The organism is Shewanella inventionis (assembly GCF_019931735.1).
Taxonomy (GTDB): Bacteria; Pseudomonadota; Gammaproteobacteria; order Enterobacterales; family Shewanellaceae; genus Shewanella; species Shewanella inventionis.
Window position 1 is genome coordinate 2,138,719 of record NZ_CP082926.1, and the last position, 19,240, is coordinate 2,157,958.

14 protein-coding genes are annotated in these 19,240 nt (G+C 41.3%); 13 read left to right on the plus strand and 1 reads right to left on the minus strand.

Translation table 11 applies throughout. The features are described from left to right. Window positions 1-17: 17 nt before the first annotated feature. From bamA to K8B83_RS09690, 10 genes are all read left to right on the plus strand, one after another. Window positions 18-2,501: an outer membrane protein assembly factor BamA gene (gene bamA, locus K8B83_RS09645; RefSeq protein WP_223419782.1), complete on the plus strand. Its 2,484-nt coding sequence runs from the start codon at window positions 18-20 to the stop codon at window positions 2,499-2,501. Window positions 2,502-2,565: 64 nt separating this feature from the next. Beyond that, window positions 2,566-3,063, plus strand: coding sequence for an OmpH family outer membrane protein (locus K8B83_RS09650; RefSeq protein ID WP_160053907.1), 498 nt, complete (start codon window positions 2,566-2,568; stop codon window positions 3,061-3,063). A 5-nt stretch (window positions 3,064-3,068) separates the two neighbouring features. After that, on the plus strand, window positions 3,069-4,094 hold the full coding sequence (lpxD, locus tag K8B83_RS09655; protein WP_223419784.1) for a UDP-3-O-(3-hydroxymyristoyl)glucosamine N-acyltransferase: 1,026 nt from the start codon (window positions 3,069-3,071) through the stop codon (window positions 4,092-4,094). A gap of 30 nt (window positions 4,095-4,124) precedes the next feature. Next, window positions 4,125-4,586: a 3-hydroxyacyl-ACP dehydratase FabZ gene (gene fabZ, locus K8B83_RS09660; protein WP_188739554.1), complete on the plus strand. Its 462-nt coding sequence runs from the start codon at window positions 4,125-4,127 to the stop codon at window positions 4,584-4,586. Next, complete coding sequence (lpxA, locus tag K8B83_RS09665) at window positions 4,583-5,353, plus strand: acyl-ACP--UDP-N-acetylglucosamine O-acyltransferase (protein WP_223419786.1); 771 nt, start codon at window positions 4,583-4,585, stop codon at window positions 5,351-5,353. The genes fabZ and lpxA overlap by 4 nt, the downstream gene beginning before the upstream one ends. An 8-nt stretch (window positions 5,354-5,361) precedes the next feature. Next, window positions 5,362-6,510 carry a lipid-A-disaccharide synthase gene (gene lpxB, locus K8B83_RS09670; RefSeq protein WP_223419787.1) on the plus strand — a complete coding sequence of 383 codons (1,149 nt, stop codon included), beginning with the start codon at window positions 5,362-5,364 and terminating at the stop codon, window positions 6,508-6,510. Window positions 6,511-6,528: 18 nt separating this feature from the next. Next, window positions 6,529-7,170 (plus strand): ribonuclease HII, encoded by a 642-nt coding sequence (gene rnhB / locus K8B83_RS09675; protein WP_223419789.1) that lies wholly within the window; start codon window positions 6,529-6,531, stop codon window positions 7,168-7,170. 108 nt (window positions 7,171-7,278) lie between these two features. Next, window positions 7,279-10,755 (plus strand): DNA polymerase III subunit alpha, encoded by a 3,477-nt coding sequence (gene dnaE / locus K8B83_RS09680; protein WP_223419791.1) that lies wholly within the window; start codon window positions 7,279-7,281, stop codon window positions 10,753-10,755. 8 nt (window positions 10,756-10,763) lie between these two features. After that, entirely contained in the window at window positions 10,764-12,224 is a 1,461-nt protein-coding gene (tilS, locus tag K8B83_RS09685; protein WP_223419793.1) for a tRNA lysidine(34) synthetase TilS, read from the plus strand. Between the two features lie 62 nt (window positions 12,225-12,286). Further along, window positions 12,287-13,867 carry a M28 family metallopeptidase gene (locus K8B83_RS09690; RefSeq protein ID WP_398410730.1) on the plus strand — a complete coding sequence of 527 codons (1,581 nt, stop codon included), beginning with the start codon at window positions 12,287-12,289 and terminating at the stop codon, window positions 13,865-13,867. A gap of 224 nt (window positions 13,868-14,091) precedes the next feature. Here the strand turns inward: K8B83_RS09690 and K8B83_RS09695 are convergent, their stop codons facing one another. Further along, on the minus strand, window positions 14,092-15,048 hold the full coding sequence (locus tag K8B83_RS09695; RefSeq protein ID WP_188738175.1) for an IS1595 family transposase: 957 nt from the start codon (window positions 15,046-15,048) through the stop codon (window positions 14,092-14,094). A 523-nt stretch (window positions 15,049-15,571) separates the two neighbouring features. On the opposite strand from K8B83_RS09695, the gene K8B83_RS09700 reads away from it, so the two are divergent. From K8B83_RS09700 to K8B83_RS09710, 3 genes are all read left to right on the plus strand, one after another. Continuing rightward, window positions 15,572-15,718, plus strand: a complete 147-nt coding sequence (locus K8B83_RS09700) for a hypothetical protein (protein WP_223419797.1) — start codon at window positions 15,572-15,574, stop codon at window positions 15,716-15,718. A gap of 230 nt (window positions 15,719-15,948) precedes the next feature. Further along, a complete protein-coding gene (locus K8B83_RS09705) occupies window positions 15,949-16,890 on the plus strand; it encodes a HamA C-terminal domain-containing protein (RefSeq protein WP_223419799.1) in 942 nt (313 codons plus the stop codon). Between the two features lies 1 nt (window position 16,891). Beyond that, window positions 16,892-19,090 carry a DEAD/DEAH box helicase gene (locus K8B83_RS09710; protein ID WP_223419801.1) on the plus strand — a complete coding sequence of 733 codons (2,199 nt, stop codon included), beginning with the start codon at window positions 16,892-16,894 and terminating at the stop codon, window positions 19,088-19,090. Window positions 19,091-19,240: the final 150 nt, after the last annotated feature.

The window sequence follows — 19,240 nt, forward strand, 5'->3', positions numbered from 1 at the left end:
ATAATTAGAAGTGCTCTATGAGATTTAATAAAATTTTTGCCTCGATGTTATTCGTCGGCGCGTCTTTTTCAGGGAATGGTTGGGCAGAAACTTTCCAACCTTTTGAAGTGACCGACATTCAAGTAGAAGGTTTGCAACGAGTTGCTCTCGGTGCAGCGCTATTAAGTTTGCCTGTGAAAATAGGTGACACAATAGATGAAGTTAAATTACAGCAAGCCATTAAGAGTTTATATGGTTCAACTAACTTTGAAAGCATCAACGTAAGCCATGAAAATGGCATACTGTACGTTGTTGTTAAAGAGCGTCCAACGATCAGTGTTATCTCGTTTGAAGGTAATAAAGATATTAAAGACGAACAGTTACAAGAAAGTCTTGATGGCTCTGGTGTTAAATCGGGTGAGTCGTTAGATAGAACTATGTTGTCAGGCATTGAAAAAGGCCTGCAAGACTTCTATTACGGCGTGGGTAAGTATGGCGCTAAAGTTGAAGCGCAAATTATCAATTTACCGCGTAACCGAGTAGAACTTAAATTTAAGTTTACAGAAGGCCTAGCGGCAGAAATTCGCCAAATTAACGTTGTCGGTAACACAGTGTTTTCTGACTCCGAGCTGATCAGCATGCTTGAGCTTAAAGACTATGTTGCCTGGTGGGATTTATTTGGCGAACGTCGCTATCAAAAGCAAAAGTTACAAGCCGATCTTGAAACCATTAAAACCTATTATCACAACCAAGGCTATATTCGCTTTGAAGTGACTTCAACTCAGGTTGCGATGACCCCAGACCGTAAAGGTTTGTACATCACAATCAATGTTAAAGAAGGTGAAAAGTACAAGATTAAAGAAGTTAACCTCGTCGGTGATTTAATGGGCCGAGAAGAGTTAATGAGATCTATTTTGCCGATTAAAGCTGGCAATATGTACAACGGCGCAGATGTGACATTTACAGAAGAAATGTACAGTAAATACCTTGGCCGTTTTGGTTACGCTTATCCTGAAGTGAAAACTTACCCTGAAATTGATGATGAAAACAAAGAAGTTGTATTAAACATCAATGTTAAGCCAGGTAAACGTGTTTATGTACGCTCCATTAACTTTACGGGCAACACTGTCACCAAAGACGAAGTGATGCGCCGTGAATTACGCCAAATGGAAGGCGCTTGGTTAAACTCAGCGCAAATTGAACAGTCTAAAACGCGTCTTAACCGCTTAGGTTATTTTGAAACGGTAGAAACTGAGACAATACAAGTACCAGGTAGTGACGATCTGGTGGATGTGGCCGTAACCGTAAAAGAACAGCCATCTGGCTCGTTTAATGCCGGCGTGGGCTATGGTACTGAGTCTGGCGTGAGCTTACAGTTTGGTATTGAGCAAAATAACTTCCTTGGTACAGGTAACCAAGCAGGGATCAGCATCAATACAAACAAGTATTCTAAAAGTGCTACCGTGTCTTATACCGACCCCTATTTTACTAAAGACGGTGTTAGTTTAGGCGGCAGTGTTTACTGGAACGAGTTTGATGCCAACGAGGCTAACCTTGAACGCTACAAGAATAAATCTTACGGTGTTGCGTTAAACTCAGGTTTCCCAATTAACGAATCTAACCGCTTAAACGGTGGTATTGGTTATCGTCATAACACGATTTCTGAAATTTCGTCATATGAGCAGGCCGTACGTTTTTACAATATTTACCGTGAAAACGATGAAGTAGATGCCGATTTAAGTTTTGATAACTTTGAATTGACAGCTGGGTGGTACAGAAGCACGCTTAACCGTGGTACGTTCCCAACAGACGGTTCATCTCAGCGTTTGAGTGGTAAAATCACGGTTCCAGGATCTGATTTACAGTATTTTAAAACAGATTTTGATACGAACTATTATTTCCCACTAACTCGCCAACACGGATTTGTATTATTAGCCCGTGCGCGGTTAGGTTATGCAAACGGTTATGGTCAGTTTAACGACAATGATCAAATTTTACCGTTTTGGGAAAACTACTATTCAGGTGGCTCAAGCTCTTTGCGTGGCTTTAAGTCTAACTCAGTAGGTCCTCGCTCATTCTATCTATATCGTGGTAGCACCGCTTGTTCACCTGATCCATCAGGTGATGGTTGTAGTTTACCTGGTGACATAGACACGGTTTATGTTAGCGAAGGTAACTCTATTGGTGGTAACGCGATTGCTACAGCAAGCTTAGAAATGATTGTACCAACGCCATTTTTAGATGAGGCTTACACAAACTCAGTACGTACCAGTTTCTTTTTAGATGCGGGTAACGTATGGGATACCGAATTTGACTATGATGGTTATCGTTATCTTCCAGCCGATCAATTTTCGCAGTTAAGTGATTATAGCGACCCTGAACGCATCCGTGCGTCATGGGGTATGAGCGTTCAGTGGCTATCACCAATGGGCCCTATGGTGTTCAGTTTAGCCTGGCCGATAAAAGAATATGAAGACGATGAAACAGAGATTTTCTCGTTCAATATTGGCAAAACGTTCTAAAACAAATACACTCGGCAGGTTTTGCTGATAACAACAAATTTAATAGGAGTCTACTTTGAAAAAGATGGTAAATCGCGCACTAGTAACATTGGCATTAATCGCTACGCCTATGCTTGCACACGCAGAAAAAATTGCTGTGGTTGACATGGGTGAAGTGTTTGAGCAGTTGCCGCAGCGCGAGCAAATTTCTAAATCATTAAAAGCTGAGTTTGGTGATCGTGTTGCTGAAGTTCAAAAAATGCAGGAAGAAATGCGTTCTTTGGTTGAAAAGCAGCAACGTGACGGCGCGTTGATGAGCGATACACAAAAAACTGAACTAGTACGTAAAATGGATTCGTTAAAATCAGAATTCCAATTAAAAGGCAAAGCACTTGATGAAGACATGCGTCGTCGTCAAGGTGAAGAGCAAAATAAGCTATTAGTTCAAGTTCAAAAAGCCATTAACACTATTGCTGGCAAAGAAAATTATGACCTAGTACTACAACGTGGTGCGGTGATTTTTGTTAAGCCAGAAGCTGACATCAGCGGCAAAGTGGTTGAAGCCTTAAGCAAAGGCAAATAAGTAATATGCAAAAAGTGACTTTAAAAGAGCTAGGCCAATTACTGGGCGCAACAATAAAAGGTGATGCATCATTGGAAATCACCAGTGTCGCTACCCTTGAAGATGCGGCCCAAGGCCAACTCTCTTTTTTAGCCAATAGTAAATATCGTGCACAGCTTGAGGCGACTCAAGCTAGCGCGGTATTGCTAAGTGAAAAAGATGCAGAGTTTTATCAAGGTAACGCCCTAATTGTAGGTGATCCATACGTAGCGTTTGCCCGCGTGGCTCAGTTACTCGATACCACACCAAAACAGGCGCTAGGTATTCATCCATCTGCGCAAATAGACCCATCGGCTATTATTGGTGAGGGTGTGGCAATTGGTGCAAATGCAGTGATTGATGCGGGCGTCATTTTAGGTGAAAACGTTCAAGTTGGTCCCGGTTGTGTGATTGGCCAAGACTCCATTATTGGTTCTGGCTCACGACTTTGGGCTAACGTAACGATTTATCATGACGTTCATATGGGGCAAAACTGTCTTGTTCAGTCTGGTACCGTTATTGGTTCTGATGGCTTTGGTTATGCCAATGAACGCGGTAATTGGATTAAAATACCCCAAACGGGTGGTGTACGGATTGGCAATAATGTTGAAATCGGTGCATGTACCAGTATTGACCGTGGGGCATTATCCCATACCGAAATACACAATGGTGTGATTATCGATAACCAAGTGCAAATTGCGCATAATGTGGTGATTGGCCAAAACACTGCAATGGCTGGCGGTTCTATTATTGCGGGCAGTGCGACAATTGGTAAATATTGTATTATCGGTGGTGGTTGTGCTGTTGCTGGGCATCTTAGCATCGCAGATGGTGTTCATATTTCAGGTGGTACTAATGTTACCAGCACAATTCATGAAAAAGGCGTCTATTCATCTGCTACAATAGCGATGGAAAACAAGCTTTGGCGTCGTAATACTGTACGTTTCCGCCAATTAGATGAACTATTTAACCGAGTTAAACTACTCGAAAAAAGTGCCAAGGGCGACGAATAACCCAGTGTAGCCTTGATTAAGGAATGTAGTGTGTCAAACCAATTAAACACCATGGATATTAAAGAGATCCTTAAGTATCTGCCTCATAGATATCCATTTTTGTTGATCGACCGTGTTTTAGATTTTACCGTAGGTGAGCAATTACACGCGATTAAAAATGTAACCATCAATGAGCCTTTTTTTCAAGGCCATTTCCCTGTGCAACCTGTTATGCCTGGTGTATTGATTTTAGAAGCTATGGCGCAAGCAACAGGATTACTGGCTTTTAAAACCATGAGCACAGAGCCGTCTCCAGACGTATTGTATTATTTTGCTGGTATCGATAAAGCGCGTTTTAAACGCGTTGTTGAGCCAGGCGATCAATTACATTTCCACGTTAAAATGATTAAAGAGCGCCGTGGTATTGGTGTATTTATTGGTGAAGCATTGGTCGATGGTGAGCTAGTTTGCTCTGCCGAAATCATGTGTGCACGTAGAGAGATTAAAAAGTGATAGATAAATTAGCGTTTGTTCACCCTACTGCAAAAATTGGTCAAAACGTGACTATTGGCCCTTGGACTTATATCGGCGAAAACGTTGAAATTGGGGATGATAACTGGATCAGCTCACACGTGGTCATTAAAGGCCCAACTGTGATTGGTAAAGGTAATCGCATTTTTCAATTTGCTTCAGTCGGTGAAGAGTGCCAAGACAAAAAGTATGCTGGCGAACAAACTCGCTTAATTATCGGTGATAACAATATTATCCGTGAGTCTGTCACCATTCACCGCGGAACTACCCAAGACAACAGCGAAACACGCATTGGTTCAAATTGTTTGTTTATGGCTTATGTCCATATTGCGCATGATTGTGTTGTGGGTAATAACGTGATCATGGCAAACAATGCCTCAATCGCTGGCCATGTTCATGTGGGTGATTGGGTGATTCTTGGCGGTATGACGGGTGTTCACCAGTTTGTGCGTATTGGTAATCACGCTTTTACTGCAGGTGCCTCGCTTATTTTGCAAGATGTGCCTCCATTTGTCATGGCTGCGGGCTCTCCTGCTGTGCCGCGTGGCTTAAACCTTGAAGGCTTAAAACGTCGTGGTTTTACCAAAGAGAGCCAACGCGCGATTTTAAATGCGTATAAAGCAGTGTTTCGCAAGAGCTTAACCATTGAAGAAGCCAATGCTGAAGTTAGCGAAATGGCAGAAAAAGATGAAAATGTAAAAGCCTTTATGGCGTTTATTAATCATCCTGGTCGCGGCATTATTCGATAGAAGATACGATGACACAAGGTACTCAAAAAGTATTTGCCATTGTCGCCGGAGAAATCTCCGGCGATATTTTAGGTGCGGGTTTAGTTAATTCGCTAAAAAAACGATATCCCGATGCCCGTTTTATTGGCATTGGTGGCCCACGTATGCAAGCGCTCGGATTTGAAAGCTTATTTTCAATGGAAGAGTTAGCCGTAATGGGCCTCGTGGAAGTGCTGTCGCGCTTACCTCGATTACTTCATATTCGTACAAGTTTGATCAAACAAATAACTGAATTAGCACCCGATTGTTTTATTGGTATTGATGCGCCTGATTTTAATATTGGCCTAGAGCTTAAGTTAAAAGCTAAAGGCATTAAAACTGTGCATTATGTTAGCCCCTCGGTATGGGCATGGCGGCCGAAACGCATCTTTAAAATTGCCAAAGCCACAAATATGGTGTTGTCGTTACTGCCGTTTGAAAAAGCCTTTTACGATAAACATCAGGTCCCTTGCACATTCGTTGGCCACACGCTAGCCGACGATATCCCAATGCAAAGCGACAAATTAGCCGCTCGTTTAGATTTAGGCCTCGACCCAACAGCAGAATACCTAGCTGTGTTACCTGGTTCTCGTGGTGGTGAACTTGCGCAACTGGCAGAGCCTTTTATCAAGGCAGCCGTGTTGGTTAAGCAAGCATACCCAGACATTAAGCTGGTTACTCCGGTTGTCAATGAAGCAAGGCGAAAACAGTTTACCGATGCATTACAACAATTTGCTCCAGATTTAGCCATTCACCTTGTTGATGGTAAATCGCGTGAAGTCATGGCAGCAGCAGATTGTATTTTATTGGCATCAGGCACAGCTACCTTAGAAGCGATGCTAGTTAAACGCCCTATGGTGGTTTCGTATCGTGTGAGCCCAATCACCTATGCGATTGCTATTCGTATGATGATGATTAAGAACTACTCGCTTCCCAATTTATTGGCAAACGAAACAATTGTGCCTGAGTTGATGCAAGCTAATTGCCAACCTCAACTTATTGCAGATGCGATAATTGATCAGCTTAATAAAGATTTTGCACCGTTAAATGCCCGTTTTGAGCAACTGCATCAATTGCTTAAATGTAATGCCAGTGAACGCGCCGCCGATGCCGTAGATGCTTTACTCGTAACGCAATAAGCATTAAGGAATTGATTAATGAGCCTAAACACGCTCCCTGTAGTAATAAAAAACATCACACCAGAGCAAGTAGTGATAATAACAGATGGTATTGTTGCTGGCGTTGACGAAGTCGGGCGTGGACCACTGGTTGGGGATGTCGTGACCGCTGCAGTGATTTTAGATCCTAATAAACCGATTACAGGATTAAATGACTCTAAAAAGCTCAGTGAAAAACGCCGTAATGCGTTATATCACGATATTATCAACAATGCGCTGAGTGTCAGTGTTGGCCGTGCTAGCCCTGCAGAAATTGATGAGCTAAATATTTTGCATGCCACCATGTTAGCCATGCAACGTGCGGTTGCTGGGTTAACTATTCAGCCAAAACGTGTGTTAGTTGATGGTAATCGTGTACCTGATTTTGGTATTGCCAGTCATGCGGTGATTAAAGGTGATGGTTTAGTGGACGCCATAAGCGCTGCATCCATTATTGCTAAAGTGACCCGTGATGCCGAAATGGATATCTTAGACAGCCAATATCCTCAATATGGCTTTGCTAAACATAAAGGTTATCCGACAAAAGCGCATTTTGAAGCCCTGGCATTGCACGGTGTGTTGGCTGAGCATCGTAAAAGTTTTAAACCTGTGGCTGAGCGTATGTTGCTCCAAGACAAATAAACATTCCCTTATAGCCTAGTTTTCGTTGGCGAAACTAGGTTAGTTTGATAGTCTAAATCCTGCTTTTTCATGTTATTACATTCATCTTTTTCGAAGAATAATTAATCTATGTCCGATCCTCGTTTTGTTCATTTGCGCGTCCACAGTGATTTTTCAATGTCAGATGGCGTTGCCAAAGTGAAACCTATTATTGCCACCGCCGAAAGCATGGGAATGGCAGCAATAGCGTTAACCGATCAAAACAACTTTTGTGGTCTGGTTAAGTTTTATGGTGGCTGTCATGGTGCAGGGATTAAACCGATTGTCGGTGCAGATTTTTGGGTACAAACACCAGGGTTTGATAAAGAGTTTTGCGCATTAACCATTATTGCAATGGACAATGAAGGCTACCAAAATCTGACTCAGTTAATCAGTGAAGCCTATTTGCGTGGGCAGATCGATGGCCGGGTGGTGATTGATCAAGAGTGGCTGGTTAAGTTTAATCGTGGTTTGATTATTTTGTCGGGTGCCAAAGAAGGCGATGTAGGTAAAGCGTTATTAAAAGGCAACCAAAATCAAGTTGACTCTTTAGTGAGTTTTTACCAGCAACACTTTAATGACCGCTACTATTTAGAATTAATCCGAACGGGGCGGGCCGACGAAGAGCGTTACCTGCACATGGCGGTTGAGCTTGCATCAAGTCGAGGCCTACCTGTTGTTGCCACTAATCAGGTCGTTTTTTTAAAAGCAGACGATTTTGAAGCCCACGAAATCCGGGTCGCAATTCATGATGGCTTTACCTTAGCCGACCCTCGTCGCCCAAAAAAATACAGCGATCAGCAATATCTTCGCACTGAAGATGAAATGATAGCCTTGTTTGCTGATATTCCATCAGCAATTCAAAATACCGTTGAAATAGCCAAACGTTGTAACGTGACGATTCGATTACACGAGTATTTTTTGCCGAATTTCCCAACGGGTGATCTGTCGATTGAGGACTTTCTTGTTGAAGTGTCTCGCAAAGGCTTAGAAGAACGCTTGGAGTTTCTGTTTCCAGACCCTCAAGTGCGCGCACAAAGACGTGGCGAGTACGACGAGCGTCTTGATATTGAACTTAAAGTCATCAACCAAATGGGTTTTCCGGGTTACTTCCTTATCGTGATGGAATTTATCCAATGGGGTAAAGACAACGGCATTCCGGTTGGGCCAGGACGTGGTTCTGGTGCTGGGTCATTGGTTGCTTACGCCCTTAAAATTACCGACTTAGATCCACTTGAATACGATTTACTGTTTGAACGATTCCTCAACCCTGAGCGGGTATCCATGCCCGACTTTGACGTCGATTTTTGTATGGATCGTCGTGATGAAGTTATCGACCACGTTGCTGAATTATATGGCCGTGAAGCGGTATCACAGATTATTACTTTCGGTACCATGGCGGCAAAAGCGGTAGTACGCGATGTAGGCCGTGTTTTAGGGCATCCCTATGGATTTGTTGACAGGTTAACCAAGATGATCCCAGCAGAGCCTGGGATGACGCTGGCCAAAGCATTTGAAGTGGAGCCAGCATTACCAGAAGCTTATGAAGCAGATGAAGATGTAAAAGAGCTTATTGATATGTGTCGCCGCTTAGAAGGGGTAACACGTAACGCCGGTAAACACGCCGGTGGTGTGGTAATTGCTCCCACACGTATTACTGACTTTGCACCATTATATTGCGATGCAGAAGGGCTAAACCCGGTTACTCAGTTTGATAAAAATGACGTAGAAACCGCAGGTTTAGTTAAATTCGACTTTTTGGGCTTACGGACCTTAACCATTATTGACTGGGCACTGCAGATGATTAATCCGCGCCTGGTTAAAGAAGGTAAAGAACCTGTTCGCATTGAAGCCATTTCATTAACCGATCCAGCTTGTTTTAGATTACTACAACGCTACGAAACCACCGCGGTATTCCAGCTTGAATCCCGTGGTATGAAAGACCTCATTAAGCGCCTACAACCCGACTGTTTTGAAGACATGATTGCACTGGTGGCACTGTTTCGCCCTGGGCCGTTACAGTCAGGCATGGTTGATAACTTTATCGAACGTAAACACGGCCGCGAGGTAGTGTCTTACCCTGATTCGCAATACCAACACGAATCGTTAAAAGAGCTGTTGTCGCCCACCTACGGCATTATTTTGTATCAAGAGCAGGTGATGCAGATTGCTCAGGTACTTTCTGGTTATACCCTAGGCGGCGCGGACATGCTGCGCCGAGCTATGGGTAAAAAGAAACCTGAGGAGATGGCTAAACAGCGCAGTATTTTTAAAGAGGGCGCGATTAACAACGGCGTTGATGGCGAGTTGTCGATGAAAATCTTCGACTTGGTTGAAAAGTTTGCCGGTTACGGTTTTAACAAGTCGCATTCAGCCGCTTATGCTTTAGTGTCCTATCAAACGTTATGGCTTAAAACTCACTACCCAGCGCAATTTATGGCCGCGGTAATGTCTGCCGATATGGACAACACAGACAAAATCGTCACCCTGGTGGATGAATGTGAGCGCATGGGCTTACCGCTTATTCCGCCAGATGTGAACAAAGGTTTGTTTAAATTTACCGTAGATGACGATTTGAATATTGTTTACGGCATTGGCGCCATTAAAGGCGTAGGTGAAGGCCCGGTAGAGTCTATATTAGAAGCGCGTAAAAACGGCCCATTTGTCGATCTTTTCGATTTTTGTGCCCGTGTAGACTTAAAAAAACTCAACAAACGCGTCATCGAGAAACTCATTTTAGCAGGGGCGTTAGACACCCTAGGGCCGCACCGTGCATCAATGATGGCTACCTTACCAGAAGCCATCAGCGCAGCAGCGCAGCACGCAAAAGCCGAAGCCATTGGCCAACACGATATGTTTGGTTTACTCAATAGCGAACCAGAAGACAGCAAACAAAATTTTGTGCAGTGTACGCCATGGCCAGACAAAATTTGGCTAGAAGGCGAGCGCGAAACCTTAGGACTGTATTTAACTGGACACCCGATTAACCAGTACTTAAAAGAGCTTAAGCAGTACACCAACGGCCGTTTAAAAGACATACATCCAACCGAGCGTGGCAAAACCGTTAAGGCCGCTGGGCTGGTTGTCGCAACCCGAGTGATGATCACCAAGCGTGGTTCTAAAATGGGCTTAGTGACGCTCGATGATAAAAGTGCCCGTTTAGAAATCATGCTGTTTACCGAGCCGTTTGAAAAGTTTGGACATTTACTTGAAAAAGATCGCATTTTAATTTGCGAAGGTGATGTCAGCTTTGATGATTTCTCTGGCGGCAACCGCATGAATGCCCGTAATGTGATTGAGATTGGCGAAGCCCGAAGCCACTTTGCCAAAGCGGTTGAAATTAATGTTCAAGGCAATGAAGTGACGCCTGAATGGCTTGAACAATTTGAGCAAACCTTAACACCATGGCGAAATGGCGCTGTGCCAGTAGTTATCAATTATGTTAAACCAGAAGCCAGTGGCAAAATTACCCTAGGCGATGAATGGCGAGTCAATCCAAGTGACGAGCTTATGCTAGCGTTAGAGAGTATGCTTGGCTCTAATAACGTTAAAATTACGTTTAATTAAGGTACGTTATGACAGCAGAACAGCTTTTATTGTTATTGGAACAGGCCGTTTTGCCACTCTATCCTCAAGGCATTTCTCAGGGGCAACAACAGCCTAAGTTAGTGTTAGCTTACAGTGGCGGTGTTGACTCAGAGGTTTTAGCCTTCGGGCTAAGTCGTTTTAGTCATCAATACCCGCACATTGCCTGTTTGCTTATTCATGTTCATCATGGCCTTAGTGACAATGCCAACATTTGGGTGCAACACTGCATTGCCCGTGCAAGCCATTATCAACTGCCAATACAAATAGAACGCGTTAATGTTGAAAAAGGTGCTAGACAAAGTTTAGAGGCTAAAGCGCGTGAGGCGCGTTATCAAGCATTTGATCGCTATCTTAATCCGGGTGATATTTTACTCACCGCACACCATCAAGACGATCAACTCGAAACCTTATTGCTTGCGTTAAAGCGAGGTCAGGGCCCAAAAGGCTTAGCTGCAATGGGGGCGCTGCAAACTTATAAGCAAGCTTGGTTAGTGAGGCCGTTATTAGACATAAGTCGCGAGCAAATTGAGCAATTTGCAGCCCAAAAGCAGTTAGTTCATATTGAAGATGAAAGTAACCAAGACGACAGCTTTGATAGAAACTTTTTACGCCTTGATATTATTCCACGCCTAAAACAACGTTGGCCCGGCATTGCCACTACCGCCGCCCGCAGCGCGGCATTATGTGCAGAGCAACAACAGGTGATAGACAATGAAGTGAGTCATCGCTTACCTCAGTGGTTAATACAGCCAACTGATCCCAAGGCGCTAGTAACCGAATCCACCGGGTTTGTATTAGCAGGCTTTGCACAATTAACGCCCGCCTGGCAGGCATTGCTCTTTCGTGGGTATTTAAGTTATTGCGACGTGAGTTTACCGTCACAATCACAATTGCAGCAAATACTGTCGCAACTGCTTGAGGCAAAAGATGATGCTAATGTGGCAATTCAATGGGGCGACTTTCAAATTAAGCGTTTTGCCGGTATAGCCTACGTACTCAGTAACTCAGCGCTTGAGCCATTACCTGTCAACGCGTTGCAACACGATATTCGTGCGGTATTGTTAGGCGAGCAAAATCAAGCCTCAGGCAGAGTAGGGCAACTGGCATTTGTAGTGCAAAAACAGATGCAGGCGCAGATACAACAGGGTGTTTCAACATCTTCATTTCCTTTACTTGCTTTGCCAATTGAGCATGTACAAGTCACGGTAAAGTTTGGCGCAGCTGGCTCAATTAAATGCCTGCCACAGTTTGCGTCAACGCAGCGCAGCAAACCACGTGAGCTTAAAAAATTGTGGCAGGAATGCCATATTCCGCCTTGGCGTCGCCAGCAAATACCATTAATTTTTTACGGTGATGTGTTAGTTGCCGCCATTGGATTATGGATAGACCAACGCTACCTTGCTGCCCCTGGGCAAGCTGGGCTTAGCTTGCCGCTGTTGAATAGCTAAAGCGTGTCGATAGTCGTAATACGTTTACAATTATTTTTAATATTTAACAAAGGATGTTGTCTATGAATACCTTTCGTTTATTAGCGCTGTTTGGTGTGTTGTTACTGCCAAACGTGAACGCTACCCCCTTTCAATTTGATGAAAAAACCTACCGCCAAGATGTAGAAACCCTCGCCAGTGATAAATTTGAAGGCCGGGGGCCTTTGTCTCAGGGCGAGACACTGACCGTTGAATATTTAGAAAAAGCATACAAAGCAATAGGGCTCAAACCGGGCTTTGGTGACAGTTACCGTCAAGCCGTGCCTATGGCTAAAATTACGGCCGATCAAACCATGCAGCTAACCATTGCAGATGTGGTGTTTAATAATGGTCGCGATTTTACCGCCCGCACCGAACAAATTCAGCCACAAGTGTCATTAGATAACAGCGATATTGTATTTGTGGGTTACGGAATTAATGCCCCAGAATACCAATGGAACGATTACGCTAACATCGACGTAAAAGACAAAACCGTCATTGTATTAGTTAACGACCCAGGCTTTGCCACACAAGACCCAAACGTGTTTAAGGGTAATGCCATGACTTATTATGGCCGCTGGACCTACAAATACGAAGAAGCCGCAAGGCAGGGCGCCAAAGCCGTGTTTATTGTGCACGAAACCGCGCCAGCGGCTTATGGCTGGAACGTGGTTGAAAACAGCAATACCAATACCAAATACACTTTGGTAGATGATCAAAATAATCAATCACACATCGGTGTAATGGGCTGGATACAACACAGTACAGCACAAACGGTGTTCCAAAAAGCCGGCCTTGACTTTGATAAAGTTAAACTGACCGCTGCCAAGGCTGGTTTTAAAGCCATTGCGCTCAACCTTGAAGCGAATTTAGTGGTAAAAAACACCATTGAACTTGCTACATCTTATAACGTTGCAGGCTTGCTACCGGGTACGAGCCAATCAGATGAATGGCTCGTGATGCACGCCCATTGGGACCACTTAGGCAAAACCGTTCAAGACGGTAAAACGGTTATTTTAAACGGTGCCGTCGACAATGCTTCAGGTGTTGCAGGCGTCATGCAGTTAGCGCGTCATTTTAACGCGCAAGATAAAGCCCCTAAACGCTCTATTCTATTTACAGCCTTTACAGCAGAAGAAACAGGCCTTATTGGCGCACAATACTTTGCTGCTAATCCTCCTGTGCCCACAAAGCAATTGGTGTCATTTTTAAACATCGATGGCATGAATGTCGGTAAAGGTGTTGATTACATCCTGCGTTATGGTCATGGTGTATCTCAACTTGAGACGTATTTAGATGATGCCGCAATAGCACAAGGGCGCACAGTTAAAGCTGATCCTCGTCCACAAAACGGCCTTATGTTCCGCTCAGACCATTTTGCCTTAGCACAACAAGGAGTTCCTGGATTATTGTTTATGAGTTTAGGCGATACCGACCCAGACTATATCGCGCATAAATATCATCAAGGTGCTGACGATTATAATGCCAACTGGCATTTAGGTGGGGTAAAACAGGATCTTGCTTTAATCAGCGACATCATTGAAAAACTTGCCAATAACAACGACTGGCCAAAATGGCTAGAAGAGTCAGACTTTAAAAAGCGCAGAGCACAAGACGGTAAATAGTGTTGCTAGTTTAAGAAAGAGAGGAGGCGGAAGTCTCCTTTTTATTAGATATGACATACGGCCACTAACGTCGTAGCGCTTCACCCAGCTCCTGACTGCATTTTAACAGGCTTACAAATGTCGGATAGCTATCCAGTTGCAGCTAGTCTCTCACCTTTATGTGGTGTGTACTGTGTATAAAAAAGGGCTATCCACTTAGCACAACCAACCACTATATATTGTGGTTATCGATCTTTAATTGATTGGTACGTTATCGGCTTAGAACGCACTGCTTGTTCAAGCAGCCTGTAGAATAATAATCCCCGAGAATCTGACTTTCTTCTGTTGAAGCGAAATGTAAACTCATCTAAATAATAATCAAGTTGCTTAGCCTTTACCGCGCCTTGATATGTACCTAAAAGCCATCTTTTACATAATGATGAGACTCGATGTACCCCAGCCATTGTTTCATGTGCAGGTACAGATGAACCTAAATGCACTATTCGGTTATGCTTATATCCTTTCTTGTCTATTTGTTTGTATGCTTGAGAGCCATCACTACAAATTGTACTACCAGGTTCAATTACATCTTGAATGAATTGATGGATATGTTCTTTAGTTGCACTTTCCACTTGCCTTAAACGTATCCGACCAAATCCAGAGGGTGATAGCAGCTCAACAGCGACCAAAACTACAGCCTTACGCTTACCCTGTTGATTTTTAATAGATGATTGCGGAACGACGCCACCTATTAGTGTTTCGTCAACCTCTACGATGCCGGATAACTTATCCCTTTCAGGATCAACCATGGCATGTCTTAACTTGTGCATTAATGACCAAGCGGTTTGATAACTCCCAAGACCTAATAGCCTTTGAACTCCAAGAGCGCTGACACCATTTTTTTGATTTGTAATAAACCAGACCGCAGCAAACCAACTTTTCATGGGGGTTCTTGTTTTGTCAAAAAGTGTACTTGATGTTACTGAACACTGAGAACGACAAGCATGACATTTTAACTTGCCATTACTTAACTGATAAGGTGATTGATGGCTTGAACAGCTTGGACAAATGAATCCGTTTGGCCAACGAAGTGCGTAAAGGTAGCTGATGCAAGATTGTTCATCATGAAACCAATCTACAAACTCGTCCCAACTTGTAGGGTAATCAACGCCAGCTTTTAATAAATACGATGAAGTTTTCATTACTACATATTGACACTGGTGGCGCTAAATGGATAGCCCTTGTATAAAAACAGTTGTAATGGTTTTTTTGCGTATTTTTAAGTTTAATCGGTTGATAAGTAAACTAAAGTAGTACGAGTAATAATTCACGAACCCCCTAATGCATTGATATTAATGTCTTTTAATTTATTTTCGATTATTGGGTCCACTTTTAACGCGCAAGCTCGCTTTTATGTGTCACTGGCGTTAAATAAAACTGCTTTACATCAATAAGATAGTAAATGTAGGATGATATTAATCAATAACTTAAACGGCCGACTTTAAATTTATTTGGCCGTTCAATAAGCTGTTATGCACATGTCTAACTTAAAACTTAATCTTCAACACACCTTGAGCTTAACCATTCAAAGGTGTTGTATACGCCACACTGTCACAAGCAGTGTCCCATAAACCCCAACACAAGGAGGTGGATCATACACCAAGTTGGTTTTAACACTGGTTATCGTGGTGGCTCTGACTAGTCTCAACGACTAGGATTACAATCATGATTGAGTTGAACTTTGTTCTTGAATTAGCCATCAACATAAGCATTCAAGACTTAGTTCAAGTTATCAGCACTCTAGCCAGTGCGTACAAAGATTATGCCTCTGCCTTGTTTATAATTGCGGCAAGCAAACGTCTGTACAAGTAACTTGAATAACAAAATAGTTTTACCCAAAACTCAGAATCCTAACTGTAAATAGGTACTAGAAAATAAATTTTAAATTAGTAGCGTCTTACCCTCACTTGATTGCTTGAGTTTGGCGCTCATGTGCATAACAAGACAATTTAAAGGACTCGCTACGCTCACCTATAATTGTAGCGTTAAACGTCTATGTGCAAAATCTCTACATCATCAACTAACAAAATTATGGATTTTTTATGAAAGAAGAACCTTTCGGATCAAGGAATGTTATTGAATCAAAAATATCAGAAGATCAACTGAAAAGCTTCTTAGTGGGTTTTGACTTAGATGATGATGGGGTTAGTAAATATAGATGGTCACAGCTGGTAACAAAAATTACAAATGTCATTCATGAGTTTTCATTCGGTTTTCATGAGGGCACAAGTACAGAAAACACACAGACTCTTGAGAAAATCATAGAAGCCGCAAACTCAGTTTATAAGATCGATGAATTTCAGAAAGTAAGAGACATTTATAAAAATGAAGGGCATATCGACGATGATCTGGATGATAAATATCTAAGACGGGGAGAATTTGGGGAGTTAATACTTCATTTAATACTTAGAGATCACTTCAACACAATACCTTTACTTTCAAAAATATATTTTAAGGACTCACTTGGTCATACAGTTCATGGTTTTGACTGTGTACATATTGAGCCTGAAAGCAAAACACTTTGGCTTGGAGAATCTAAACTCTATCTTGACCCAAAACGTGGGTTGAGTGAGCTTATAAAAGATATAGAAGAGCACTTTAAAATTGATTATTTGGATTCTGAATTTGGACTAATTGCAAAAAAAATAAAGCACTTTAATAATATACCTGAATCTGAGCACTGGAAAAAATTACTGTCTTCAACAACGAAACTTAAAGATAAACTGAATGAAATATATATTCCATTATTATGCACATACAGTTGTGATTTATTTACAAAGTACGATGATGAAGGCAACTCTGACTTTATCAACGAGTACGAGAATAAAATAAGAGGGTTGCAAAAGTACTTCGAAGAAAGGAACAATCACCCACTAAAATCAAAGTTACGGATAATAATAATTCTTCTTCCCGTACAGTGTAAAAAAACTCTGGTTAAGAAGCTACATCATAAACTCTCTCTGCTACAGTCTATTGGAGAGTAAAATGACTGAAATACTCAATAAAATAAAATCAGCAACTGAATTCAATAGTTCAGAAACATTTGATATTTATCGTCACTGTGCAGCAACTTTGATCCAAAATGAAGAAGAAGGTTCGAATCTTCTAATTCACATCCTTAATTCCAGAGTTAAGTTCTCCAGTTCGCTAGATGAAATGCTTGCGGACTTAGTTGAATCTATAGGATTTTATCCATACCTAAAGAAAGAGAATTTAAACCTTTCGTCAACAAGTTCAAAAATAAGGCAAACATCAAGTTTATCTGAAAACATTCATGATAAGTATTTTCACGAAGAACAAAAATATGTTCTTGAACTATTGAGTTCGAATAAAAACATAATTGTCAGCGCACCGACAAGCTTTGGGAAAAGCTTACTTATTGAAGAAATTGTCGCATCATACAAATATCAAAATATTGTCGTAATACAACCAACGCTAGCGCTTTTAGATGAAACTAGAAAAAAACTTTCTAAATATGAAGAAAATTACAAAATAATTGTTCGTACATCCCAAGAAGCTTCCTCAGAAAAAAGTAATTTATTTCTTTTAACCGCAGAAAGGGTCAATGAATATCAAAATCTTCCAGACATTGATTTTCTGATTATTGACGAGTTTTATAAATTAAGCTCAAAACGGGATGATGAACGATCAGATTCTCTAAACAATGCCTTTAGATACATTTTAGAAAAATATGATCCTAAGTTTTATCTTCTAGGGCCTAATATAGAAGGTATATCTGACGGGTTTTCTGAAAAATACAATGCAATTTTTTACAAAACAAAATACAGCTTAGTTGGCTGTGAAGAAGTGGATATATACCAAGATCATAAAGGGAAGTTTGGTAGTCGAGGTGAAAAGAAAAAGTACAAGGAGAAAGTGTTATTTGACCTGCTTTATGATCTTAGAATTGATAACACCATAATTTATTGCTCATCACCAGCAAGATCACGATATCTGTCAGTTGAATTTTTAAAATATCTCATTTCAAAAAATGAAGTACCAAAAAACAAAAAACTATCAATCATTGACTGGATAGAAGCTTATGTTTCCGAAGATTGGAGTCTTATTGATTGCTTAAAATATGGCATTGGATTTCATGATGGTGCGCTACAGAAACATTTAACATCTTCTATAATTGATTATTTCAACAGCGGAATACTAAAAACATTATTTTGTACGGCAACAATTATTGAAGGTGTAAATACTGCTGCAAAGAACGTAATATTTTTTGATTATAAGAAAGGAAAGGATACTCCAATAGACTTCTTTGATTATTCAAACATTAAAGGTAGAGCTGGCCGTCTAATGGAGCATTATGTTGGTAGGGTTTTTAATTTCAACCCAACTCCAAAGTATGATCAAGTATATATTGACATTCCATTTTTTGAACAAAACCCTATATCTGATGAAGTATTGATAAATATCAGCAATGAAAATATTCTTGATAAAGAGAGTGAGCAATATCACTACTTATCGAGCCTTCCTGAAAATGAGAAGGAAATATTTTCTAGAAATTCCCTTTACATAAGAGGACAAGATTCGCTTATTTCAAGAATTCGACAAGATATAAAAAGTAATTATGATTTGATCTTTTGGGATTCCACTCCTAAATATAAGCAGCTTGAATACTGTCTAGGTCTTGCTTGGGATTACCTTATAAAACCAGGTGAAAACCTTAATCCAATGACAAAGAAAAAAATTGTTAAGGTTACTTTTGATTATGGTATCAACAAAAGTATAATCGAGTTAGTAAATAACAACTTAATATATAAGAAAAACCTCGAGCGTTATGATAACTGGAGTGATAAAGAAATTCTTGATGAATCGATACGTGATAGCTTTCAAATCCTCCGCCACTGGTTTCAATATAAAATTCCTAAATGGCTGCTCGTTGTAAATGAGCTTCAAAGATATGTTTGCAGTGAATTAGGGGTAAGGCCTGGCAACTACACCTTCTATGCAAGTTCTATCGAAAGTGATTTTATACGAGAGAACCTCACTATTCTTGCAGAATATGGTGTGCCACGATCAGCAATAGATAAGATAGCGAAATATATTGATAAAGATCTCAATCAAGATTTGGTGATCCAAGAAATTATTAGTAAAGGAATTCATAAGAAACCTGAGTTTTTGAGCTATGAGCGTGAAAAGCTAGTATCCAACTATACAACGAAAAACGTTTAATCGGGTAGCCGGAGGTATCTAACCTCCAGCCCCCACACCACCCTGCATGCAAATTTAGTTGGGTCAGGGTAAACTTTAAGAAAAAGATAATTTCTAACCCACTTTTGTTTAAAACGTGTTTTGTTTTCTTGAAAATATTCAAATTCAACT

Excerpts from the sequence above, each read along its gene's own strand:
- tilS (WP_223419793.1), top strand. The coding sequence starts at position 10,764 with ATGACAGCAGAACAGCTTTTATTGTTATTGGAACAGGCCGTTTTGCCA.
- K8B83_RS09700 (WP_223419797.1), top strand. The coding sequence starts at position 15,572 with ATGATTGAGTTGAACTTTGTTCTTGAATTAGCCATCAACATAAGCATT.
- K8B83_RS09695 (WP_188738175.1), bottom strand. The coding sequence starts at position 15,048 with ATGAAAACTTCATCGTATTTATTAAAAGCTGGCGTTGATTACCCTACA.
- K8B83_RS09710 (WP_223419801.1), top strand. The coding sequence starts at position 16,892 with ATGACTGAAATACTCAATAAAATAAAATCAGCAACTGAATTCAATAGT.
- K8B83_RS09705 (WP_223419799.1), top strand. The coding sequence starts at position 15,949 with ATGAAAGAAGAACCTTTCGGATCAAGGAATGTTATTGAATCAAAAATA.
- lpxB (WP_223419787.1), top strand. The coding sequence starts at position 5,362 with ATGACACAAGGTACTCAAAAAGTATTTGCCATTGTCGCCGGAGAAATC.
- lpxD (WP_223419784.1), top strand. The coding sequence starts at position 3,069 with ATGCAAAAAGTGACTTTAAAAGAGCTAGGCCAATTACTGGGCGCAACA.
- bamA (WP_223419782.1), top strand. The coding sequence starts at position 18 with ATGAGATTTAATAAAATTTTTGCCTCGATGTTATTCGTCGGCGCGTCT.
- rnhB (WP_223419789.1), top strand. The coding sequence starts at position 6,529 with ATGAGCCTAAACACGCTCCCTGTAGTAATAAAAAACATCACACCAGAG.
- K8B83_RS09690 (WP_398410730.1), top strand. The coding sequence starts at position 12,287 with ATGAATACCTTTCGTTTATTAGCGCTGTTTGGTGTGTTGTTACTGCCA.
- dnaE (WP_223419791.1), top strand. The coding sequence starts at position 7,279 with ATGTCCGATCCTCGTTTTGTTCATTTGCGCGTCCACAGTGATTTTTCA.
- K8B83_RS09650 (WP_160053907.1), top strand. The coding sequence starts at position 2,566 with ATGGTAAATCGCGCACTAGTAACATTGGCATTAATCGCTACGCCTATG.